18 protein-coding genes are annotated in these 22,014 nt (G+C 68.7%); 8 read left to right on the forward strand and 10 right to left on the reverse strand.

Annotated elements, in window-relative coordinates; all coding sequences use genetic code 11:
* The 3 genes from EPD80_RS04770 to EPD80_RS04780 all read right to left on the reverse strand — a co-directional run.
* A partial coding sequence (locus EPD80_RS04770) for a glycosyltransferase family 4 protein (RefSeq protein ID WP_142809892.1) occupies positions 1-1,291 on the reverse strand: 1,291 nt, incomplete at its 3' end.
* Positions 1,292-1,316: 25 nt separating this feature from the next.
* Positions 1,317-2,342, reverse strand: a complete 1,026-nt coding sequence (locus EPD80_RS04775) for a glycosyltransferase (RefSeq protein WP_142809894.1) — start codon at positions 2,340-2,342, stop codon at positions 1,317-1,319.
* Entirely contained in the window at positions 2,339-3,886 is a 1,548-nt protein-coding gene (locus EPD80_RS04780) for a methyltransferase domain-containing protein (protein WP_142809896.1), read from the reverse strand. The genes EPD80_RS04775 and EPD80_RS04780 overlap by 4 nt, the downstream gene beginning before the upstream one ends.
* A gap of 126 nt (positions 3,887-4,012) precedes the next feature.
* On the opposite strand from EPD80_RS04780, the gene EPD80_RS04785 reads away from it, so the two are divergent.
* Genes EPD80_RS04785 through EPD80_RS04820 form a run of 8 tightly spaced genes read left to right on the forward strand, consistent with a single transcriptional unit; the run spans position 4,013 to position 13,454 of the window.
* The gene (locus tag EPD80_RS04785; RefSeq protein WP_142810152.1) at positions 4,013-4,798 is read left to right on the forward strand and encodes an ABC transporter permease; all 786 of its coding nucleotides are present in this window, start codon (positions 4,013-4,015) and stop codon (positions 4,796-4,798) included.
* Entirely contained in the window at positions 4,798-6,018 is a 1,221-nt protein-coding gene (locus EPD80_RS04790; protein WP_142809898.1) for an ABC transporter ATP-binding protein, read from the forward strand. The genes EPD80_RS04785 and EPD80_RS04790 overlap by 1 nt, the downstream gene beginning before the upstream one ends.
* Positions 6,015-7,148: a glycosyltransferase family 4 protein gene (locus EPD80_RS04795; protein WP_142809900.1), complete on the forward strand. Its 1,134-nt coding sequence runs from the start codon at positions 6,015-6,017 to the stop codon at positions 7,146-7,148. The genes EPD80_RS04790 and EPD80_RS04795 overlap by 4 nt, the downstream gene beginning before the upstream one ends.
* On the forward strand, positions 7,145-8,302 hold the full coding sequence (locus EPD80_RS04800) for a glycosyltransferase (protein WP_221928849.1): 1,158 nt from the start codon (positions 7,145-7,147) through the stop codon (positions 8,300-8,302). Before EPD80_RS04795 ends, EPD80_RS04800 begins: the two co-directional genes overlap by 4 nt.
* 44 nt (positions 8,303-8,346) lie before the next feature.
* Positions 8,347-8,940, forward strand: a complete 594-nt coding sequence (locus tag EPD80_RS04805) for a hypothetical protein (protein ID WP_142809902.1) — start codon at positions 8,347-8,349, stop codon at positions 8,938-8,940.
* Between the two features lie 25 nt (positions 8,941-8,965).
* Positions 8,966-10,705: a type I secretion system permease/ATPase gene (locus EPD80_RS04810; RefSeq protein WP_142809904.1), complete on the forward strand. Its 1,740-nt coding sequence runs from the start codon at positions 8,966-8,968 to the stop codon at positions 10,703-10,705.
* Between the two features lie 49 nt (positions 10,706-10,754).
* Entirely contained in the window at positions 10,755-12,095 is a 1,341-nt protein-coding gene (locus tag EPD80_RS04815; RefSeq protein WP_142809906.1) for an HlyD family type I secretion periplasmic adaptor subunit, read from the forward strand.
* A gap of 3 nt (positions 12,096-12,098) precedes the next feature.
* Positions 12,099-13,454, forward strand: coding sequence for a TolC family outer membrane protein (locus tag EPD80_RS04820; protein WP_142809908.1), 1,356 nt, complete (start codon positions 12,099-12,101; stop codon positions 13,452-13,454).
* On the opposite strand, the gene EPD80_RS04825 is transcribed toward EPD80_RS04820, so the two are convergent.
* The 7 genes from EPD80_RS04825 to glnE all read right to left on the reverse strand — a co-directional run bounded on the left by EPD80_RS04825 (position 13,447) and on the right by glnE (position 21,978).
* Entirely contained in the window at positions 13,447-14,871 is a 1,425-nt protein-coding gene (locus EPD80_RS04825) for an exonuclease domain-containing protein (RefSeq protein WP_142809910.1), read from the reverse strand. The genes EPD80_RS04820 and EPD80_RS04825 overlap by 8 nt on opposite strands.
* 4 nt (positions 14,872-14,875) lie before the next feature.
* The gene (locus EPD80_RS04830) at positions 14,876-15,070 is read right to left on the reverse strand and encodes a DUF3460 family protein (protein ID WP_142803741.1); all 195 of its coding nucleotides are present in this window, start codon (positions 15,068-15,070) and stop codon (positions 14,876-14,878) included.
* Between the two features lie 31 nt (positions 15,071-15,101).
* Positions 15,102-16,562 (reverse strand): cysteine--tRNA ligase, encoded by a 1,461-nt coding sequence (gene cysS / locus EPD80_RS04835; protein WP_142809912.1) that lies wholly within the window; start codon positions 16,560-16,562, stop codon positions 15,102-15,104.
* A 42-nt stretch (positions 16,563-16,604) separates the two neighbouring features.
* Positions 16,605-17,057 (reverse strand): RNA polymerase-binding protein DksA, encoded by a 453-nt coding sequence (dksA, locus tag EPD80_RS04840; protein ID WP_142809914.1) that lies wholly within the window; start codon positions 17,055-17,057, stop codon positions 16,605-16,607.
* 274 nt (positions 17,058-17,331) lie between these two features.
* A complete protein-coding gene (locus EPD80_RS04845) occupies positions 17,332-17,796 on the reverse strand; it encodes a SixA phosphatase family protein (protein WP_221928850.1) in 465 nt (154 codons plus the stop codon).
* Entirely contained in the window at positions 17,793-19,286 is a 1,494-nt protein-coding gene (locus EPD80_RS04850) for a CYTH and CHAD domain-containing protein (RefSeq protein WP_142809916.1), read from the reverse strand. Before EPD80_RS04850 ends, EPD80_RS04845 begins: the two co-directional genes overlap by 4 nt.
* A 16-nt stretch (positions 19,287-19,302) precedes the next feature.
* Positions 19,303-21,978, reverse strand: a complete 2,676-nt coding sequence (gene glnE, locus EPD80_RS04855) for a bifunctional [glutamate--ammonia ligase]-adenylyl-L-tyrosine phosphorylase/[glutamate--ammonia-ligase] adenylyltransferase (protein ID WP_142809918.1) — start codon at positions 21,976-21,978, stop codon at positions 19,303-19,305.
* Positions 21,979-22,014: the final 36 nt, after the last annotated feature.

Here is a 22,014-nt window from a genome sequence, read left to right on the forward strand (position 1 = left end):
AGAGGTGGTGGAGGTCGGCGTAGGCGGCGAGGTGGCGGTAGAGGTGGTAGAGGCGCTGGCGGCCGCCGCTCGTGGGGGGCCAGGCGGGGAAGGTGTTGAGGATGAGGCCGCGGGGGCGGCGGCGGGGGCGGGGGGGGAGGGGGGCGGTGAGGGGGGTGACGACGGCGGGCCAGTCGATGGGGCGGGCGCGTTCGAGGGCGGCCTGGCCCATGGCGGCGGTGCGTTCGGGGTCGGCGACGAGCCGGCGGATGGCGCGGGCGAGCGCCGGGACGGTGGGTTCGACGACGAGGCCGGTGTGGCCGTGCTCGATGAATTCGGTGGGGCCGCCGGCATCGGTGACGGTGAGGACGGGTTTGCCGGAGCGCATGGCTTCGAGGGTGATGAGGCCCATGTCTTCGTCTTCGGGAATGAAGGGGACGAAGAGGGCGCGGGCGTAGTGGGCGATGATGTCGTCGTCGGTGAGGCGGCCGAGGAAGCGGATGCGGGGGTCGTCGCCGGCGAGCCGGCGCAGGCGGTCTTCTTCGGGGCCGGTGCCGGCGATTTCGAGGGGGACGGGGACGTCGGCTTCGCGGTAGGCGGTGATGAGGAGGTCGAGCCGCTTGGCGCGCACGAGGCGGCTGACGGTGAAGATGGTCTCGCCGGGGCCGTGTTCGTAGCGGGGGAGGTCGGAGGGGTGGGGGAGGATGGTGATGGGCACGCCGGGGGGGAAGTAGTCGGGGCGTTGGGCGACGGTGCGGGAGATGGCGTGGTAGGCGCGGATTTCGCGCGGGGCGAGGGCGATGCGGTCGAGCGTGTGCACGATTTCGCGCAGGAAGGGGCCGGGGAGGGCGAGGAGTTCGGGTGGGAGGTCGAGGTGGCGCAGCTCGTCGAGCGCGCCGAAGAGGTCGGGGAGCGCGGCGCGGTCGAGCTGGGGGGCGCGCAGGAGCCGGAGGATGCGGCGCACGGGGGCGGGGGCGTCGGTTTTGGTAAGTTGGCGCGGGAGGGTGGCGGGGTAGGTGTCGTAGAGGCCGCGCAGGGTGTGCTGAAGGTAGAGGATGTGTTCGGGGTGGTGGACCATCCAGGCGGGGTATTTGGTGGTGATGATGCGGTCGAAGTGGGTTAGGTCGAGTTGGGCGAAGCGCCGGTAGCTGTCGAGGATTTCCCAGAAGTTGCGCTCGGGGCTGGGGAGCTTGATGAGTTCGCACAGGTGGGGGGTGAGGCGGTGGATGGCGTTTTGTAGTCCCCACCAGAGTTTTTCGGCGCCGCCGATGACGAAGGGGACGGGGGAGGGGGCGACGAGGGCGATGCGCATAATCGTGGATTCCGGAAGTGCAGGGTTAGACGGAGAGCAGTCGGTCGATGACGCGGGTCCAGCTGATGCCGAGGGTTTCCCAGTGGGCGCGGCCGGCGCGTCCCATGGCGGCGGCTTGGGGCCGGTGGGCGTAGAGCCAGTCGATGCGCTCGGCGAGCAGGGTGGGCTCGGGCGGGCAGATGAAGCCGGTGTCTTCGTGGCGTACGAATTCGAGGGGACCGCCGGAGTCGGTGCAGGTGAGTACGGGTTTGGCGGCGAGCATGGCTTCGAGCGTGACGTAGCCGAGGTCTTCGTCGAAGGGGACGAAGGCGACGGCGAGGGCGTGGGCGTAGAGGGTGCGCTTGAGGCGTTCGTCGATACGGCCGAGCAGGCGCACGCGGTGCTGCAGGCCGTGGCGTTCGATGAGGCGGCGGTAGGTGTCGGCCTGGCCGCCGTCGCCACTCAGGAGCAGGGCGATGGGGGAGCGGACGTGGCGCATGGCTTCGATGAGGAGGTCTTGGCGCTTGAGCCGCTCAAGGCGGCTGGGGGCGTAAAGGTATGCTTCGGCTGGGGCGGTGTAGAAGTGTTCTGCGCCAGGCGGGGGGTGGTAGAGGGGTTCGGCGTCGAGCCCGTTGTAGTGGCGCAGGCGTTCGGCGACGCGGCGGGAGTTGGCGAAGCGGGCATGGGCGCGGGCGAGGGCGGCGGTGTCGTAGGCGTGGATGGCGGTGCGCAGGCGCTGGAGCTCGGGAGGGGGATCGGCGGGGTAGAGTTCGTAGACGGCGCGGTGTTGGTGCATGAGCCAGACGACGTGGTGGGGGTGGGTGATGCCGTAGCCGGGGAATTGTAGGCTGATGAGGCGGTCGATGCGTTGGCCGTTGGGGGCGGTGAGGTCGAGCCCGGCGGTGAAGGCCATGAGGCGTTCGATGGCGGCGGGGGGGTCGAAGGTGAAGGGTAGGCGCAGGGCTTCGACCTGGTGGCCGCGGGCGCGCAGGGCGGCGAGGAGGCCGGCGAGATGGGCTTCGGCGCCGCCTTGGAGGAAGGGGGCGTGGTTGGCGGTGACGAGGAGGTTCATGCGTCGAGGGGGCGTTGGGCAATGAGGGCGTAGTCTTGGGGGCCGCAGAGGTGGCCGTTGACGCGCTCGGTGAGGGGGTCGTTGCCGGGGACCTTGGCGCTTTCGGGGTAGGGGTGCAGGCGTAGGATGTCGATGCGGGTGAAGCCGTGGTAGTGGGCGAGGAAGCGGAGGAAAGTGGGGGTGACGGGGTTGCGGTGGGTGGGGTCGTGGTAGAAGGTGTGGCTGCCGACGAGGAGGTTTTCGGGGTTGGGGGTCTCGGCGATGAGGAGCCCGCCGGGGGCGAGGGTGCGGGCGATTTCGGCGAAGAGGCGGTAGAGGGTGGGGAAGGGGAGGTGTTCGACGAGGTGGAAGGCGGTGACGGCGCCGAGGCTGGCGTCGGGCTGGGCGGCGAGGGCGGCCAGCGCATCCTGGCAGGCGACGTCGAGCCCTTGGGCGCGGGCGCGTTCGAGCATGAGGGGGTTGAGGTCGATGCCGCGGGCGGCGTAGCCGGCTTCGGTGAGAAGGGCGAGCCATTCGCCGCGGCCGCAGCCGAGGTCGAGCACGGGGAGCCCTTGGGCGGCGGGGCTGTGGGCGAGGTGTTCGAGGTAGAGGCGCTGGGTGGCGCGGATCTCGGCTTCGCTGCCGCGGCAGGCGTCTTCGAAGGCGAGGTAGAAGGCGTTGAGCTGGTCCTGCCCGGGCTCGGGAGGGGGCGGGGCGGTGGGGCGCTCGAGCAGGGGGGCGTGCTCCAGCCGGGCGAGACGGTGGCGCAGGGCGGCGGTGTGGCGCTCGAGCTGTTCGGTGTGGTGGATCGATTGGGCTTCGAGGTGCTGGAGCTGTTCGGTGTGGCGGATCGATTGGGCGTCGAGGTGCTGGAGCTGCTCGGTATGGCGGATCGATTGGGCTTCGAGATGGTCGAGCCGGGCACGGGTGCGGTCGAGATGGCCGTGCAGGAGTGCTTCGAGTCCGTCGGTGCGGTGCTTTTGGGCTTCGAGGAGCGATAAGAGGGAGGCGAGAGGTTCACTGCAGCGGGTTTCCCATCGACGTAGCCAGCGCGAGGGGAGGGCGGCGAGGTAAAAAGGGGCGAGCGCGGCGTGTTGCAGGGAGGAGGGAAGGCGGCGGTAGATCGCTCCGATCGCCCCGCCGCGGCCTGCCAAGAGCGCTGCACGGAGGCGGGAGGGGCGGTAGCGACGGGTGGCGAGGGACCAGCGGCACAGGAGGGCGCGCCAGCTGAGGCCGGGGAGGCGGGCGCCGCGAGCTCGGCCTTCGGGGGAGTGGGCGAGCGCATAGAGGATTTCGCTACGGGCGTGCCCTTGAGCGAGGAGGTTTTGGTAGGTGGCTTGGCCCGAGGAGTCAGGGTCGCGCCCGAGCAGTTGGCGGTAGGCAGCGGGGAGGAAATCGGCAGGGGGGAGGGCGAGCAGGGCGACTGGGGAGAGGGGGAGTGCGGGTACGGGCTCGGGGGGAGTGGTGTCGAGGGGGAGCGGGTCGGGGAGGTCGTCGGCAGGCAGCGCCGCGGCTTCGCGGCGCAGGCGCTCGAGCAGGGCGTCGAGATCCAGGGGGGCGGTCATGAGGAGCGGTATGATGAATCGTTTCTGGGGAAGGGGGTATGGTAGTGAAGGGGGTGGGGGTTGTCAATCGCGCCACGGAGGGGGGGGTTATAATACGGGATTTTGGATGCGGAGGCATGGGTGCCGATGTGGCGGGCTTTGTGGGCGTACCGGGGGTTCGTGTGGGGGAGTGTGCGGCGGGAGTTCGACGCGCGCTATCGGCATTCGTTGTTGGGAGCGAGCTGGGCGGTATTGCAGCCGCTGGCGATGATCGTAATCTATACAGTGGTGTTTTCGCGGGTGATGCACTCGCGGCTGCCGGGCGTGAGCGGGGACTTTGCCTATAGCATCTACTTGTGCGCGGGGGTGCTGACCTGGGGGTTGTTCGCGGAGATTACGGGGCGGGCGCAGAACGTGTTCCTAGAGCAGGCGAATCTGCTCAAGAAGGTGAGCTTTCCGCGCTTGTGCCTGCCGGTGATCGTGGTGGCGAGCGCGGTGGTGAATTTTGTCATCATCTTCGGGCTTTTTACGGCTTTCCTGATACTGGTGGGGGCATTCCCGGGGTGGGCTTTCGTGGCGCTGCTGCCGGTGCTGGCGGTGGAGGTACTGCTGGCGGTGGGTCTGGGAGTGACGCTGGGGGTGTTGAACGTGTTTTTCCGCGACGTGGGGCCTTTTTATGCGGTGGTGTTGCAGTTCTGGTTCTGGCTCACGCCGATCGTGTATCCGGCTTCCATTTTGCCGCAGTGGGTGCAGCCGTGGATGTGCTGGAATCCGATGGCGCAGCTGGTGGGGGCGTATCAGCGCATTCTGGTGGAGGGGGCTTGGCCAGAATGGAAAGGGGTGGGGGCGGTGGCCTTGCTGGCTATCGTGTTGTGCCTGCTGGGCTGGCGCTTGTTCCGGGTGCACGCGGGCGAAATGGTGGATGAGCTGTGATGGCGGCGATCGAGGTGGTGGGGCTTGGCAAGGCCTACAAGAAGTATCCGAACCCGTGGGCGCGCTTGGCGGAGTGGGTGGACCCCTGGAGCCGGCCACGGCATCGTTTGCATTGGGTGCTGGAGGAGGTGAGTTTCACCGTGCAGCCGGGTGAGGCGGTGGGGCTCGTGGGGCTGAATGGGGCGGGCAAGAGCACGCTCTTGAAGCTGATCGCGGGGGTGGCCGAGCCGACGCGGGGGGTGGTGCGTTTGCAGGGGCGGGTGGCGGCACTGCTGGAGCTGGGGCTGGGGTTCCATCCCGACTTCACGGGGCGGCAGAACGCGCTGCTGGCGGGGCAGCTGCTGGGGTTGTCGGCGGAGCAGGTGCGGGCGCTCTTGCCGCAGATCGAGGCGTTCGCGGAGATCGGAGAGTATTTCGACGAGCCGGTGCGGGTGTATTCGAGCGGGATGCAGGTGCGCTTGGCCTTTGCGGTGGCGACCGTCGTGCGGCCGGACGTGCTGATCGTGGATGAGGCGTTGTCGGTGGGGGATGCGTATTTTCAGCACAAGAGCTTCGACCGGATCCTGGAATTTCGTGCGCAAGGGACGACCTTGCTGTTCGTGAGTCACGACAAGGCTTCGATTTTGCGTTTGTGCGACCGGGCGATTCTGCTCGAAGGTGGGCGGGTGGCCATGGAGGGGGCGCCGGAGTCGGTGATGGATTTCTACAACGCGCGCATCGCGGATCGGGGAACCGGGGTGGTGCAGGAGCCTTTGGCCGATGGGCGGGTGCGCACGCGTTCGGGCTCGGGCGAGGCGAAGATCGAGGCGGTGCGTTTGCTCGACGAGGCGGGGCGGGCTCTGGCGGTGGTGCGGGTGGGGCAGGCGGTGCGGCTTGAGGTGGAGATCGCGTGCCAGGAGGCGGTTCCCGAGCTGGTAGCGGGGTTCATGATCCGGGATCGGATGGGGCTGCCGGTGTTTGGGACCAATACCTTTCATCTGGGGGCCGTGCGGCGCGATCTGGCGCCCGGAGCGCGGTTGCGGGTGTGCTTTGCGCTGGAGGCGAACGTGGGGGTGGGGAGCTATTCGGTGACGGTGGCCTTGCATCGGGGGGATACGCACGTGAGCGGGAATTATGATTGGTGGGACCATGCGGTGGTCTTCGAGGTGGTCAATGCCGATCGGCCGACTTTCGTGGGGACGGCGTGCTTGCCGGTGGCGGTGCGTTGGGAGGAGGGGTGAGCGGCGTGCGCATCGGCGTGGATGGCCGTTCGCTGCGCGCGCCGTTGGCGGGAATCGGGCGCTATACGCTCGGGCTGGTGCGGGCCTTGGCGGACGAGGGGGTGGAGCTGCGGGTGTATGTGCCGGGGCCGCAATGGGGGGCGGCGGCCGTGGCGAGGGCTGCGGTGGACATGGGGCAGGCGCGGAGGCGGGCGGGGCGCTTGGCCTGGTGGGCGTGGGAATTGCCGCGGCGGGCGGCGCGCGATGGAGTGGAGGTGTTTTGGGGGCCGGGGCATCGTTTGCCGCCGGGCTTGCCGGCGGGGATGGCGCGGGTGGTGACGGTGCATGATCTGGTGTGGCGCCATGCGCCGGAGACGATGGCGCGCGTGAACCGGTGGCTGGATTGGTGGGGGATGCCGGCGGCGGTGCGGGCGGCGGATCGGGTGGCGGTGGTGTCGGAGCATACGGCGCGGGACGTGGTGGCGGCTTTTCCGGAGGCGGCGGGGAAGGTTCGGGTGGTGTCTCCGGGGGTGGCGCCGGCGCCGGTGTGGCCGCTGCCGGCGGAACTGGCGGCGCAGGGGCTGCGTCCGGGGGGCTATGTGCTGTTCGTGGGGACCTTGGAGCCGCGCAAGAATCTGCGGCGGTTGCTCGAGGCGTATGCACGGCTGCCCGAAGCGCTGCGGGCGGAGTTTCCTTTGGTGATCGCGGGCGGGGCCGGTTGGGGCGGGGTGGCGGTGCAGCGCTGGGCCGAGGAGCTGGGCGTGGCGCCGGGGGTGCGGGTGCTGGGGTACGTGCCGGACGAGGCGCTGGAGGCGCTGCAGGCGCAGGCGGCGGTGTTGGCGATGCCCTCGCTCTACGAGGGTTTCGGGCTGCCGCTGCTGGAGGCGATGCGCTTCGGGGTGCCGGTGTTGACGGCGAACGTGGCTTCGATGCCGGAGGTGGCGGGCGAGGCGGGGGTGTTGGTCGATCCGCACGACGTGGGGTCGATCGCGGCGGGGTTGGGGCGATTACTGGGGGATGCGGGGCTGCGCGCGCGGCTGGGGGCGGCGGGGCGGGTGCGGGCGCAGGCGTTTACCTGGGAGGCGGCGGCGCGTGCGATGGTGCGGGTGTTCGAGGAGGCGCGGGCGGCGCGCCGGGGCTCGGGGGCGTGAGCGTGCGGGTGTTGCAGGTGTATCGCACCTATTATCCGGATACCCGCGGCGGGATCGAGGAGGTGATGCGCCAGATCGCGCTGGCGGTGCGCCCGCAGGGGGTGGAGACGACGCTCTTTACGCTCTCGCCGCGGCCGCGGCCGGCGGTGCTGGAGCGGCCCGAAGGGCGAGTGGTGCGGGCGCGCTCGTGGGCGGCGCCGGCCTCGTGCGATCTGGGGGGCGTGGCGGCGCTGCGGCAGTTCGCGCGGCTGGCGGCGCAGGCCGACTTGATCCATCTGCATTTCCCTTGGCCGTTTGCCGACGTGCTGCTGGCGGCGGTGCGCCCCAGGGCGCCGGTGGTGGTGACGTACCATTCGGATGTGGTGCGCCAGCAGTTGCTGGCGCGGTTTTATGCGCCTTTGATGTGGCGCACGTTTGCGCGGGCGCGAGCGGTGGTGGCGACGTCGCCGCCCTATGCGGCCACGAGCGCCGTGTTGCAGGACGAGCGCGTGCGGGACAAAGTGCGGGTGATTCCTTTGGGGATGGACGAGGCGAGCCTGGCGCAGGGGGATGAGGGGATCCTGGATCGCTTGGGTTTGCGGCCGGAGGAGCCTTTTGCGCTCTTCGTGGGCGGGCTGCGCTATTACAAGGGGCTGGAGACGCTGCTCGAGGCGGCGCGGGGCTTGCCGGGGCGAGTGGTGATCGCCGGGGAGGGGCCGGAGGGTGCGACCCTACGCGCGCGTGCGGAAGCGCTGGGGTTGGAGAACGTGGTGTTTGCGGGGCGGGTGAGCGATGCGGAAAAGGCGGCGCTGCTGCGGGCGTGCCGCCTGGTGGTGCTGCCCTCGCCGCTGCGCTCGGAGGCGTTCGGCATGGTGCTGGTGGAGGGGGCGATGTGCGGCAAGCCGTTGGTGAGCTGCGAGATCGGCACGGGGACGACGTTCGTGAATGTGGCCGGGGAGACGGGGCTGGTGGCGCCGCCCGGCAACGCGGCGGCGCTGCATGCGGCGCTCGCGCGGCTGCTCCGGGACGAGGGTTTGGCGCAACGCTTGGGGCAGGGGGCACGGCGGCGCTACGAGGAGATTTTCTCGGGTGAGGCGCTGGGGGCGGCGTATGCTGCCTTGTACGCCGAGGTCGTGCGCCCGCGACAGGATGTGGGGCGTGAAGGGAGACCGTGAGGGGAGGATTGACGGAGTCGATCGTTCGGGGGATAATTTCATATATGAAGATTTTAAACGTTCCGCTTTCGCTCTCCGCGCCCCAGGCGGCCTTCCTCACTGAGCTGCAGCGGGTGTTCGCCGAGGCGTGCAACCTGGTGGCGGCGATGGGGCGCGAGGCGGGGGTGACGGCGCGGGTGGCGCTGCATCATCTGTGCTATGCCACGGTGCGCGAGCGCTTTCCGGCGCTGGGTTCGCAGCTGGCGTGCAACGCGATCTACGCGGCGGCGCGGGCCTTTCGCAAGGCGCAGGAGGTGCAGGCGCGGCTCGCGCCGCAGGCGAAGGGGGTGCCGATCGTGCGCTTCGCGCCGACGGCGCCCGTTTTTTTCGACCGCCATACCTTGAGTTTGCGCGGGGAGCGGGTGTCGATGTTCACGCTCGACGGGCGCTTGCACTTCGATCTGTCGATTTCGCCCGAAGGGCTGGCGGCGCTGCGCGCGGCCACGGTGAAGGAGGCAGTGCTGCAGGGGCGGGAGGGGCGGTTCGTGCTCTCGTTCTATCTGGAGGAGAAGGCGCCGGAGCTGCCGGCGGAAATGGTGGCGCAGCGCTCGGGGGTGATGGTGGATTCTTTGGCGCCGGCCGATGTGGTGGCCGGGTGAGTGGTTTTCGTGCGTGGGATCGGTGATGGCAAATAGAAAAGGAAAGCCGCAGTTCGAGGAATTGCGGGCGTTGTTGGGCTCGATGAAGCAGTATTTCTGGGGGATCGGGGCGTTTTCCTTCGTGATCAACCTGCTGCAGCTCACGGCGCCGCTGTACATGCTGCAGGTCTACGATCGGGTGCTCAATAGCCGCAACGAGATGACCTTGCTGATGCTCACCCTGCTGGTGGTGGCGCTTTTCCTGGTGATGGCGGCGATCGAGTTCGTGCGCTCGCGCGTGCTGGTGCGCGTGGGGGCGGCGATGGAGGCGAAGCTGAACGACCGGGTGTTCGATTCGGCCTTCGAGGCGACGCTGCGCCGCGGGGGGAACGCGCGCCAGGCGCTCACGGATCTGACGCAGCTGCGCCAGTTCATGACGGGGAACGGCCCGTTCGTGTTCTTCGACGCGCCGTGGTTTCCGATCTATCTGGCGGTGTGTTTCATCTTGCATCCGGTGATCGGGTGGTTCTCGGTGGGGGCGGCGCTCATCCTGGTGGTGCTGACGGTGGTCACGGAAGTGGCGACGCAGAAGCCCCTGGCGGAGGCGAACAAGTACGCCAACGAGGCGACGAACTTCGCCCATAACAACCTCGCCAACGCCGAGGTGGTGGAGGCGTTGGGGATGCTGCCGGCGTTGCGCGATCGTTGGAAGAAGAAGCACGTGCAGCATCTGGTGCTGCAGGCGGTGGCGAGCGACCGGGCGGGTTTGATCTCTTCGGTGACGAAGTTCATCCGCATCACTTCACAATCCTTGATCCTGGGGTTGGGGGCGTGGCTGGCGATCCGTAACCAGCTCTCGCCCGGGGGGATGATCGTGGGTTCGATCCTGATGGGGCGGGCGCTCGCGCCGATCGATCAGCTGATCGCGAACTGGAAAGGGTTCGTGCAGGCGCGTCTGGCCTATGAGCGGCTGGGGCAGCTGCTGGCGGCTTTCCCGGCGCGGCCGCCGCGCATGTCGCTGCCCGCGCCCAAAGGCGAAGTGGTGGTGGAGGGGGTGGTGCTCACGCCGCCGGGCGGAACGGTGCCGGTGTTGCGGGGGGTGAGTTTCGCCATTCCCGCGGGCAGCATCGTGGGGGTGATCGGGCCCAGCGGCTCGGGGAAATCTTCGCTCGCGCGGGCGCTCGTGGGGGTGTGGACGCCGCAGGTGGGGAAAGTACGGCTCGACGGGGCGGACGTCTCCTCCTGGGACAAGGCGGAGCTGGGGCCGTATTTGGGGTATCTGCCGCAGGACATCGAGCTCTTCGATGGGACGATCGCAGAGAACATCGCGCGCTTCGGCGCGATCGAGGCGCCGCTGGTGGTAGCGGCGGCGCAGGCGGCCGGGGTGCACGAGATGATCCTGCGTTTTCCGCAGGGCTACGACACGCCCATTGGCCCTGGGGGGGCGGTGCTCTCGGGCGGGCAGCGCCAGCGGGTGGCGCTGGCGCGGGCTTTGTATGGCGACGTGCGCTTGATCGTGCTCGACGAGCCGAACTCGAACCTGGACGACGTGGGCGAGGCGGCGCTGGTGCAGGCGCTGCTGCGGCTCAAGGCGCAGGGCAAGACGGTGGTGGTGATCACGCACCGCACCAGCGTGCTCGCGGCGGTGGATCGGCTGCTGGTGATGCGCGATGGGGCGGTGCAGGCGTATGGGCCGCGCGACGAGGTGCTGGCGGCGCTGCAGCGCGCGGCGCAGCAGGCGCAGGCGGCGCAAGCCCAAGGCGGACAGGCGGTGGCCCCGGCGTAAAGTACGGGAATTTCTTCACGAATGGATGCAGGATCAGGGATGAGTGGTGATGAGTGACGAGAAGTTGTTGACGGGGCCGGCGGGCAGGGATCTGACGATCGACGGGGCGATCTCGCCGGTGGCAGTGGCCGAGGAGCATTTGCCGCACGAGGCGAAGCGCTTTTTGCGCGTGGGCGTGTGGATTCTGGTGCTCTTGGTGGGGGGGTTCTTCGCCTGGGCGGCTTTTGCGCCGCTCGATGCCGGGGTGCCGGCGCAGGGGGTGACCATCGTCGAATCCAAGCGCAAGACGGTGGCGCATCTCACCGGCGGGATCGTGAAGGAGATCCTGGTGCGCGACATGCAGCTTGTGCGGGCGGGAGAGCCTTTGGTGGTGCTCGATGAGACGACCGCCTCGGCCCAGTACGAGAGCGTGAACAAGGAGTATCTGTCGCTGCTGGCGATGAAGGCGCGGCTGGAGGCGGAGCGGGCCGACGCGCGCGAGATCCATTTTCCCCTGGAGCTGATCGAGGCGGCGAAGACGGAGCCGGAGGCGGCGCGGCAGATGGCCTTGCAACGCGATCTGTTCGCGGCGCGGCGCTCGGCCCTGGCGAGCGATTTGCGGGTGTTCGAGGAGCAGGTGCGCACCTATAGCCAGGATGCGGCCTCCAAGCGTGTCCAGCTCGCCTTGCTGCAGGAGCAGCTCGAGGGGATTCGGTCGCTCGCGGCCGAAGGCTATGCGCCGCAGGCGCAGCGCCTGGAGCTGGAGCGGCAGGCGCTGGATCTGCAGGCGCGGCTCGATCTTTCCTTGCGCCAGGCCGACGAGGCGCGTCTGCGGGCGGCGCAGCGGCGCGAGGAGTACCGCAAGGAGGTGGAATCCCAGCTGGCGGAGGTGGCCAAGCAGGTGGCGGTGCTCGACGAGAGGCGCCGGGCGCTGCGCGAGGATCTGTCGCGCACGGTAATACGGGCGCCGGTGGATGGCTACGTGAATGCGCTGGCGGTGCATACGGTGGGGGGCGTGGTACGCCCGGGTGAGCCGTTGATGGAGTTGATCCCGACCGACGAGCGGCTGGAGTTCGAAGTGCGCGTGCCGGCGCATCTGATCGAGCACGTGTATCCGGGTTTGAAGGCCGACGTGATGCTGCAGAATTTCAGCAAGGAGCTGCCGCACCCCTTGGAAGGGGAGGTGGTGTCGGTGTCGGCGGACCTCGTCATCGACAAGGATCCGAACGTGCCGCCGCATTATGTGGCGCGGGTGCGGCTCACGGAGCAGGGGCTCGGGGATCTGGGCCATCGGGTATTACAGCCGGGCATGCCGGTGAGCGTGGTGATCAAGACGGGGGAGCGGACTTTCCTGCATTATTTGGTCGATCCGCTGCTGCGCCGGGTGCATCAGTCTTTGACGGAGCAGTGAGCGATGCGTGTGCATTGGTTGGTGGCGGGTTTGCTGGGTGGGGCGTGCGTGATGCCGGCGTGGGCGCTGGATTTCGCCGAGGCTTTCCGCATGGCGAAAGACTACGACGCGCGGGTGAGGATCGCCGCTTCGCGCGCGGCCCAGGACGACGCGGGCGTGGATGTGGCCAAGTCGCGGCTGCTGCCGCAGGTGTCGGCGGCGGCGGCGCGCGGTAAGCAGTATACGCGCACGAAGTATTTGTCCGGGCCGTATCCATCGCGCTACGAGGAGCCGGATACGAAGAACTGGGCGCTGCAGGTGCGCCAGCCTTTGTATCGGCCAGCGGAGTGGCGCAGCTGGGAGCGGGCGCAGAGCCTGGCGGAGGCGAGCGCCCGGGCGTTGGACGCCGAGACCGCGACCCTGCTCTCGCGCGTGGCCAGGGCGTATCTGGCACTGCTGGAGGCGAAGACCCAGCTGAAAGTGGCCGAGCAGGACGTGGCGCGCTACACCGAGGTGCTACGCCAGGCGCAGCGGGCCTTCGAGACGGGGCAGGGAACGCGCATCGAGATCGAGGAGGCGCAGGCACGCCTGGATGCGGCGCAGGCGAGCGTGGTCGATTGGCAGGGGCAGATCGAAACGGGGCGCCAAGACTTGGCGGCTTTGATCGGGCAGGAAGTGAACCCGGAGGAGTTATCGCCCTTTGCCGAAGTGCGCGGCGTGGCGCGTGATGTGCTGCAGGAGCCGGTGGGGGCGTGGGTCGAACGGACCTTGCTGCAAAATGCGGAGCTGGCTTCGCTCAAGTCGCAACTTGATGCCGCGCTGAAGCGGGTGGGAGTGGAGAAGGCCGGGCATCTGCCGACGGTGGACGCGGTGGCGAGCCGGCGCTTTGCGCGTAGCGATTCGGAGACGACGATCGGCGAGGAGTATCTGTCGACCAACGTGGCGGTGCAGGTGTCGATTCCACTGTATTCGGGCGGCGGGGTGAACGCTTCGGTGCGGGCGGCGCTGGCGGCGCGTGACGAGGCGCAGGCGCGCTTCGATGGGCGCCGGCGAGAGTTGGTCACTGCCACGACGAATGCGTATTCTCGGGTGCGCTTCGGCCTGGAGCGAGTGACGGCGCTCGAACAGGCGACGCGCTCGGCGGAACAGGCGCTCGTGGCCACGCGCAAGGGAGTGCAGGCGGGCACGCGCAACAACGTGGATGTGCTGAATGCGGAGCAGGACGTGGCGCGGGCGCAGATGCAGTGGGTGAGCGCGGCGTTCGAGCTCTTGGGGGCGATCGTTGAGCTGTGGGCGGCCACCGGCGAGGTGGATCAGGCGCTGCAGCGGCTGGAAGCGGTGCAGCGGCAGGGGGCACGTAAGAACGAGTCGCCTAGCTGAGCGGCTGCGGGGCCGTGGTGGCGAAGGCGTGCGCCAGGATGCGGTAGAGGTCGGGGTCGAACCGGCGGGGGCGTTCGAGCGCGGCGGTGAGTTCTGCAGGCGTGGGTTCGTGGTCGAAGCGCGCGAGCAGGCACCAGCGGTCGGCGATGAGGGTCATGCGGCGTTCGCGCTCGGGGTCGTGTTCGGTAAGCCGTACCGGGCCGGCGTAGGGCCAGGGGGCCGGCGGGAGGGTGGCGAGCGCGGCGCGCAGGCGCGCGTCGTGCACTTCGGGCGGTTCCTTGCCGGCGCAGGCGCCGAGGCATTGCTTCATTTGATGGGCGAGGCAGGGGCCGCGGCGCAGGGGTTCCAGCCCCAGGCGCTGGGGGCAGAGGGCGTGGGCGCGGGCGATCTGGCGCAGGGCTTTTTCGGCCTGCTTGCGCTCGGGGAAAAGGCCGTGGGTATGGCCGAGCCAGTCGGCCGGATCGGTGCCGGCCAGGCTGCGATAGCCGACCACGGGGCCGCGCGGCTTGGGTTGGGGAAGCGGCTCGATCGCCCAGGCGCCGCGTTCGCGCAGTTGCCGGTTGTAGAGGGGTTTCAGCCGTTTGACGAGCTCGGCTTCGAGCAGTAGCGCTTCGAGCTCGCCGGCGGTCTCGAGCCAGTCGAGACGGCGGATCTGGCGGGCGATCTCGGCTTCCGTGCCGTGGTGGTGCGCCTGGGAGAAGTGGTCGAGCACGCGGCTGCGCAGGCGTTTGCTCTTGCCGAGGTAGAGCGGCAGGTCGTTTTCCCCGTACATGAGGTAGACGCCGGGCACGTCCGGCAGGGATTCGAGCACGCCGTCGGCGAGCCCCGGCGGGCGGCTGGGCCATTGCATGGCCTTGCGTTTGGCAAGCAGCAGGGTTTCTGGAGGAAACTCGCGCTGCACGAGGTCGAGGAATTGGGCGAGTACTTCGGCGTCGCCCATGGCGCGATGGCGGGCGTTGCAGCTGAGGCCGTGGCGCTCGATCAGGCTGTCGAGACCGTGTTTGTGGTATTGGGGGTAGAGGGCGCGCGAGAGTTTGACGGTGCAAAGCACGGGGGATTCGAAGGCGAGCCCACAGCGGCGGAAGGCTTGGCGCAGGAAGCCGTAGTCGAAGCGGGCGTTGTGGGCGACGAGTACGGCGTCGGCGAGCCGCGGCAGGAGCTCGGGGGCGAGCACCTCGAAGGGAGGCGCGTCGGCGACCATGGCGTTGGTGATGCCCACGAGCCGCTCGATGAGGGGCGGGATGGGGATGTCGGGGCGCACGAGGCTTTGCCAGCGCTCGACGAGACGGCCGCCCTCGAAGCGCAGCAGCGCGATTTCGGTGATGCGGTCGCGCTCGGGGTGCGCGCCGGTGGTTTCCAGGTCGAGGAGGACGTAGCGCTCGGCAAGCGGGGCGGCGGTCGCGACGTCTTCGGGCATGAATTCAGGCGTGATGGGCGGAGTCGGCGTCGTAGTAGTAAGGATACGTTGGAACCTCGGCGCGGCGGAATTGTTCCGTGAGCTCGGGATCCTGCGGTTTGTCCCACCACAGTGCCCGGCCTTTGCGGCGCTCTTCGATCTGCTCGGGGTGCTTGGCGAGCCAGTCGCGGATGAACTTGGTGTGTTCGGATTCGTACATGGGGGTGCTCCTCATAGATAGATAGAACGCGCTATGAAAGCGCACGGCGCCAGGTGGTGCCGCTCGCGGTGTCTTCGATCTGGATGCCGGCGCGCTTGAGCTCGTCGCGGATGGCGTCGGCCCGGGCGAAATCGCGGGCGCGGCGGGCGGCGGCGCGCTCGGCGATCAGCGCTTCGATGCGTTCTTCGCTGAGGGTTTCTTCCCCTTGGGCGGGCAGACGCCGACGCCAGGATTGCGGCGTATCGGTGAGCAGCCCCAGGAGCTCGGCGGCGGCGAGGAATTCCCGCTTGCGCTCGGGGCTCGGGTCTTTGCGCAGCAGCGCGGCGGTTTCGTGTAAAAGCGCCAGCGCTTGGGGGGTGTTGAGGTCGTCGGCGAGCGCGGCGACGAACTCGGGCGCGGCGCCGAGCCCGTGCGGCAGCGCATCAGCAGTGAGCGCGGCGCGCCGCTCGGGGGAGAGCTCCAGGCGCTCGGCCGCGGCCAGGGGATCGAGCGGGGCGGCGGGGACGGATTCGGTGAGCGCGAGGGAGGTGTAGAGCCGGTCGAGTGCGTGCAGCGATTGTTCCAGCAGCTCGGGGGTGAAGTCGAGCGGTTTGCGGTAGTGGCCGGAGAGCAGCGCATAGCGCAAGACTTCGCCGGGGGTGTGCGCCAGCAGCTCGCGCACGGTGCGGAAGTTGCCCAGCGACTTGGACATCTTCTCGCCGTGGATCGTAAGGTAGCCGTTGTGCACCCAGTAGCGGGCGTAGATGAGGCCGCCGTGGGCGCAGGTGCCTTGGGCGATCTCGTTTTCGTGGTGGGGGAAGATGAGGTCCTGCCCGCCGCCGTGAATGTCGATGGTCTCGCCCAGGTGGGTCTCGATCATGGCGGTGCATTCGATGTGCCAGCCGGGGCGGCCGCGCCCCCAAGGGCTGTCCCAGCCGGGGAGTTCGGGCGGGGAGGGTTTCCACAGCACGAAGTCGGCCGGGTCGCGCTTGTAGGGGGCGGGTTCGATGCGCGCGCCGGCGATGAGTTCCTCGCGTTTGCGCTTGGAGAGGATGCCGTAGTGGGGGTCGGAGGGGACGTGGAAGAGTACGTGCCCTTCGGCGACGTAGGCGTGGCCCCGCGCGATGAGCCGCTCGATGAGGGCGATGATCTGGGGGATGTGGTCGGTGGCGTAGGGCTCGACCGTGGGCGGCAGCGCATTGAGCCGGGCGACGTCTTCGTGGAAGGCGCGCGCGTAGCGCTCGGCCAGTTCCCGGATGGGCACGCCTTCGGCTTGGGCCGCGGCGTTGATCTTGTCGTCGATGTCGGTGATGTTGCGGGCGTAGACGACCTGGGGGTAGAAGAGCCGCAGCAGGCGGAAGAGGGTGTCGAAGACGACCACCGGCCGGGCGTTGCCGATGTGGATGTAGTTATAGACCGTGGGGCCGCAGACGTACATCGTCACCCGAGCGGGGTCGAGCGGCTCGAAGCGGCGTTTGTCTTGCGTGAGCGTGTCGTGCAGGAATAGCTCCAACGGTCTCTCCGGCGGGGGTCGGGAACGAAAGGAGGCGGTGGCTCAGCCGCCTTGCAGTTTTTCCAGGCGCTCGTGCCGTTCCTGCGCTTCGAGGCAGAGGGTGGCGGTGGGGCGGGCGAGCAGCCGCCGCAGGCCGATCGGCTCGCCGGTTTCTTCGCACCAGCCGTAGGTGCCTTTCTCGATGCGCTCGAGCGCTTCGTCGATCTTCTTCATGAGCTTGCGTTCACGGTCGCGCACGCGCAGCTCGAGCGCCTGCTCTTCCTCGATGGTGGCGCGGTCGGTCCAGTCGGGTGTGACTTCGTTCTCCTGCTGGAGCGCTTGCGTGGTCTCGGCGGCTTTCTCCAGCAGCTTGCGCTTTTCTTCGAGCAGGAGATGCTTGAAGAACTTGAGCTGGCGCGGCGACATGTATTCCTCTTCGGGCATGGCCAGCAGCTCCTCCACCGAGGGGATGTCGTCGTCTTCGAGGGTTTCTTGCGTCATGTTGGTCGTATTCATCGTTCCTCTCCGGTGTGCCTCGGGTGGTGTCGGGCGTGGGGATTGTAATGGGCTTGGCGCGGCTTGGGAAGAGTGATGTGTAAGCGCTGTGAGAGCAAAATGGGCAATGTTCGCTCTGGCCAAGGGGAAAACGTCCGCATCGGCTGGTTTTCGGCCTCGGGTGACGGGCTCCTTGATCTGCAACCGTGCGAGGCCGGTTACGCGTTGCGCGGCAGAGGGTACGGCCCGCAAGGCAAGAAAGAGCCGGTCGGTACCGCTCGCCTCGAATGGCGTCTTAGTCGAGCAGTTCCGGATCGAGCACGACGCGCAGCACCGTCTCGGCGTGGCCGTGACGCTGGCGGCGTTTGAACCACCACAGGGCGCCGCGTCGGATCGACCACGTGCTTTGCTGCCCGGCAAGGACGAGGGCGGCGATACCGCCGAGGGTGGGTTGATGGCCGACGATGAGTGTGGGGCGCTCGAGGTCGGGCCAGCCGATGGCGGCGAGCACGGCCAGCGGGGCGGCACCGGGGGCGGCGTCGGGGAGGAGTTCGTAGGACCGGGTCCAGGCTTCGAGCGTTTCACGGGCGCGGCGCGCGGGGCTGCAGCAGCGGCGCAGATTCTCGGGGGCGTGCCGCTCCAGCCAGCGGGCGATGCGTTTGGCCTGGCGGTGTCCGTGTTCGGTGAGGGGGCGGGCGAGATCGTCGTGCCCGTCGTGGGCTTCGGCGTGGCGCCACAACAGCAGGTCCATGTCGGTCATCCGGTGAGGTCGTCTTCGAGCCAGTCTTCGAGGTTGCCGAGGATCTCGGCAGAGTTACGGGCGATGCGCTCGTGGTGCCAGGCGAGCAGTACGGCGGCGGCGAGCCGCTCGTCGGGGTGGCGTTTTTGCCGCTGGGTGAGCATGTCTTGCGCCGCGTGCCAATCTTGGGCGTGGCCGAGCACGTCGAGGGCCCGTTTGAGCCGGACGAGCGCTCGGGCGGTGGTTTTGCCTCGCCACAGGGATTGAAAGAATTCTAGTCCATAGCGCAGCTTTTTGAGGGCGATGCGCAGCCGATGTTTTGTTTCGGGCAAAGGCTCGGCGAGGTGGGCGGCGAACCGCCGGCGGGCTTTCTTGCGTAGCGCTGCGACTCGGTCGCGGGCGAAGTGACGCAGGTCGCTGGCGCGGATGAGGGCGTTGCCGGGCAGCGCCTCGAGCGCGGCGAGGAAGTCGAGGAGCACCCGTCCGTGGCGGCCGGGGTCGAGCCGTCCGCTGCGGCGGCGCAGTTTGTCGCGCTCGCCGGAGAGCCGCGCCGCGAGTTCGGCGAGCGCTTCGCGTTCGACGGGGCAGCGTTCGAGGGCGGGGGCGAGCAGCTCGTCGAGGAGCACGTCGAGGTCGCGCGCCTGACCCAGCTCGGTGGCGAGCTCGCCGAGTCGGGTTCGCCACTCGTTGGCGAATTCAGGGCCGGTGACCGGCTCGAAGATCTGCAGCAGCGCCCTTAGCCGGCGCAGCGCGACGCGGATCTGGTGCAGGTATTCGGGGTCGTGGCGGTAGGGCAGCAGCGCCAGGTTACCGCTCCAGTGGGCGAGCACTTCGTCGGCGAGCGTGCGCAGCGCCGCGAGGGGGTCGTCCTTGGGGTCGAGCTCGACTTCCGTGGCTTTGACGGGGGCAGCCCAGGTGCCGGCGGCGAGCTGGCGTGCGCGTTCGGCTTTACTGAGGTTTTCGGGCCATAGCGAGAGGTCTTGGGCCAATGCGCGGGCGAGTGCGAGGAGTTCGGTGGCGGGGACGTCGTAGGCCTCGAGTTCGAGCTCGTGGAGGGGAAGATGAGCCGTTCCGGCTTCCAGCCGGCCGAGGTCGAGCGCGATCTCGATGTGTCCCTCGCCGTAGGGGAGTTCCCAGAGTTCGCGGCGAAACCGGGTGCGAAAGCGCGGTTCGAGGCGTTCCCTCGCTTTTTCCAGGCGCTCGCGCACGGCGTCGTCTTCGACGAAGGCGAAGTCGAACGCGCCCGGCCAGGGAACTTCCCATTCATTGCGCGAGGAGAGACCACCGCGGCTGGGGGCGGCGGTCTTGACCGTGAGTAGGGTGCGTCTGGCCATTCGGCGCAGGCGCAGGGCGATGCCGTGGCGCGCGAGGGTCTCGTCTTCGGTGTCGTAATAGGTGCTGTCGACGCGCACCGGGGGATGGTGGCGCGCCGTCGCGAGCAGGGGGTGGGCGCGCAGCTTCGGCAGATCGCCGCGGCGGATTCCGAGCTTGAGTTCGGTTTCGACGGCCATGTCTGCTCCTCGTGCATCAGGTGAAAATTTGCCGCCATAGGGCGATGATGGGCTCGCGCAGGGCCGCGGCTTCGCCTTCGGGGACGACGGCCGGAAGTTCGTCGAGGCGTTGGCGGTGCTGCAGCCGACGCAGTTCGCGATAGGCGTCGGCGACCTGCCGGGCGAGCGTGGCGTCGATGAGCCCCAAGTCTGCCGCACAGCGTAGCAGGGCGATGTTACCAGTGTTCGCGGTGAGTTCGGGGTGTTCGTGGGCGTGCGCGAGCACGAGGTATTGCACGAGAAATTCGACGTCGATGAGTCCGCCCGGGTCGTGTTTGAGGTGAAAGAGGCCGGGACGGGAGGGGTGGGCGTCGCGCATCTTTTGCCGCATGGCGAGCACTTCTTCCCTGAGCTTGGCTGGATCGCGCGGCAGGCAGAGGATTTCGCGGCGGATGGCTTCGAATCGCGCGCCGAGTTCGGGGTCGCCGGCGCAGAAGCGGGCTCGGGTGAGCGCTTGGTGTTCCCAGGTCCAGGCTTTCTCGCGTTGATAGCGGTGGAAGCCTTCGAGCGGCGTGACGGGGAGTCCGGCCTCGCCGTCGGGGCGCAGGCGCAGGTCGACTTCGTAGAGGATGCCGGCGGCGGTACGGGTGGAGAGCCAGGTGTTGATGCGCTGGGCGTAGCGGGTGTAGGTTTCGAGTGCGTCGGGGTGGGGGTCGTCGAAGAGGTAGACGAGGTCGAGATCGGAGACGTAACCCAGCTCCTTGCTGCCGAGTTTGCCATAGGCGATCACGGCGAAACGCGGGGTGTCGGTGTGACGGCGGCGCAGCTTGCGCCAGACGTAGCGCAGGGTGAGGTCGAGCAGCGTGTCGGCGAGCGCCGAGAGGTGGTCCGAGAGGCGCTCCACGGTGAGTCGCCCGGCGAGGTCGCGCATGAGCAGGCGAAAGGCTTGGGCGTGGTGGTGTTCGCGCATCAGGTCCATTTGGCGTTCGGCATCGGGTTCGAGGGCGTCGAGCAGGCGTTCGAGCTCGTGCGCGAAGGTGGGCCAGTCGGGTTCTTCGTCGAGGTGGCGCTCGTCGAGGATTTCGTCGAGCAGAATGGGGTGGCGCGTGAGGTAGGTGGCGGCCTGGCGCGCCGCGCCGACGAGCTCGGCCACGCGCCGCAGTGCCTGCGGGTATTCCTGCAGTAGCGAGAGGTAGGCGCTGCGCCGGCCGATGGCCTCGAAGAGTTCGAGGAGGCGCTCGAGCACCTCGTCGCGTTTGGGGTGCGTGGCGGCGATGTCGATGGCGCGCGGCAGCAGGGCGTCGAGCCGGTTGCGGTCGGCGGCGGTGAGCGCCCGGGTGCGCGGCGAAGTGCGGAAGGCGTCGATGCGTCGGGCGAGCTCCTGGGGCCGAGCGAAGCCGCGTTCTTGCAGACAGTGTTCGAGTTCGTCGACGGCGGCACTGAGTACCGGTACGGCTACGGTGGTGCTTCGCGCTTCTTGCCCGAATACGTGCGTGGATTCGGCGGCGACGCGCTCACGGTGGCGCCGTAATTCGCGCTCGAAGCTGGGCCAGTCGGGGTGGCCCATGGCTTGGGCGAGCAGCAGGCGCTGGGTATCGTCGCGCGGCAGACGGTGAGTCTGCGCGTCTTCCCAGTATTGCAGGCGGTGCTCGACGCGGCGCAGGAAAACGTAGGCTTCGTCGAGGGCCGCGGCGGTCTCGGCGGGCAGGATGTCGCGTTCGGCGAGCCGACGCAGGACCTGGCGCGTGGGGCGGATCTGGAGTGCGGGATCGCGGCCGCCGCGGATGAGCTGATGCACCTGGGCGATGAACTCGATCTCGCGGATGCCACCGGGGCCGAGCTTGACGTCGTCGAGCCGATCCTGCCGCATCACTTCGTGGCGGATCTGGGCATGCAGCGCCCGCATGGCTTCGATCGCGCCGTAGTCGAGATATTTGCGAAAGACGAAAGGGCGCACGAGGGATTCGAGTTCCTGCCAGCGCTCGCCGCGCAGCACCCGCCCCTTGATCCAGGCATAGCGCTCCCATTCCCGCCCCTGGGTGAGGAGGTAGTCTTCGAGCATGTCGAAGGAACACACGAGCGGTCCGGAGTCGCCGTGCGGACGCAGGCGCATGTCGACGCGGAAGACGAATCCGTCGGCGGTGGGGGCGCCGAGGAGGTGGATGATGCGCCGGCCGAGCCGCTCGAAGAATTCGAAATTGCTGAGGATTTTCGGGCCGGCAGTGTCGCCGTCTTCGGGGTAGAGGAAGACGAGGTCGATGTCGGAGGAGACGTTGAGTTCGCGCCCGCCGAGCTTGCCCATGCCGACGACGAGGAGTTCCTGTTCCCAGCCGGAGGGGGAGAGCGGACGGCCGTGGCGTTCGATGAGACGCTCGAAGGCATGGTCGTGGGCGGTCTCCAGGGCGACTTCGGCCAGCGTGGTCATGGTGCCGGTGACTTCGTCGAGGTCGGCGCGGCCGGCGAGATCGCGCAGGGCGACGTGCGCCAGAACTCGGGTGCGTAGCCGGCGCAGGGCGGCTTCCAACCGTTCGTCGGCGTCGAACGGCAGGGGGCCGGGCGGATCGGCAAGGAACGTCTGCATCGCCTCGCGGTCGATGGGGAGGTCGAGCGTGGCGGCGAGCCGTTCCGTGAGCCAGGGACGGGATTCGAGCAGACGCGCGAGGAAGGGGCTGTAACGGAGGGTTTCGGCGTAAGGAGCGGGCAGGGTCGGCATGACAGGCTCGGGGTGGGCGTCCGTTACAATGCGGGC

It is taken from the genome of Tepidiphilus olei (assembly GCF_006980705.1).
GTDB lineage: Bacteria > Pseudomonadota > Gammaproteobacteria > Burkholderiales > Rhodocyclaceae > Tepidiphilus > Tepidiphilus olei.

Coding starts and splice junctions, on each gene's coding strand:
- glnE (WP_142809918.1), bottom strand. CDS start 21,978: ATGCCGACCCTGCCCGCTCCTTACGCCGAAACCCTCCGTTACAGCCCC.
- EPD80_RS04850 (WP_142809916.1), bottom strand. CDS start 19,286: ATGGCCGTCGAAACCGAACTCAAGCTCGGAATCCGCCGCGGCGATCTG.
- EPD80_RS04790 (WP_142809898.1), top strand. CDS start 4,798: ATGGCGGCGATCGAGGTGGTGGGGCTTGGCAAGGCCTACAAGAAGTAT.
- dksA (WP_142809914.1), bottom strand. CDS start 17,057: ATGAATACGACCAACATGACGCAAGAAACCCTCGAAGACGACGACATC.
- EPD80_RS04810 (WP_142809904.1), top strand. CDS start 8,966: ATGGCAAATAGAAAAGGAAAGCCGCAGTTCGAGGAATTGCGGGCGTTG.
- EPD80_RS04820 (WP_142809908.1), top strand. CDS start 12,099: ATGCGTGTGCATTGGTTGGTGGCGGGTTTGCTGGGTGGGGCGTGCGTG.
- EPD80_RS04830 (WP_142803741.1), bottom strand. CDS start 15,070: ATGTACGAATCCGAACACACCAAGTTCATCCGCGACTGGCTCGCCAAG.
- EPD80_RS04815 (WP_142809906.1), top strand. CDS start 10,755: ATGAGTGACGAGAAGTTGTTGACGGGGCCGGCGGGCAGGGATCTGACG.
- EPD80_RS04805 (WP_142809902.1), top strand. CDS start 8,347: ATGAAGATTTTAAACGTTCCGCTTTCGCTCTCCGCGCCCCAGGCGGCC.
- EPD80_RS04845 (WP_221928850.1), bottom strand. CDS start 17,796: ATGACCGACATGGACCTGCTGTTGTGGCGCCACGCCGAAGCCCACGAC.
- EPD80_RS04780 (WP_142809896.1), bottom strand. CDS start 3,886: ATGACCGCCCCCCTGGATCTCGACGCCCTGCTCGAGCGCCTGCGCCGC.
- EPD80_RS04775 (WP_142809894.1), bottom strand. CDS start 2,342: ATGAACCTCCTCGTCACCGCCAACCACGCCCCCTTCCTCCAAGGCGGC.
- EPD80_RS04825 (WP_142809910.1), bottom strand. CDS start 14,871: ATGCCCGAAGACGTCGCGACCGCCGCCCCGCTTGCCGAGCGCTACGTC.
- EPD80_RS04785 (WP_142810152.1), top strand. CDS start 4,013: ATGTGGCGGGCTTTGTGGGCGTACCGGGGGTTCGTGTGGGGGAGTGTG.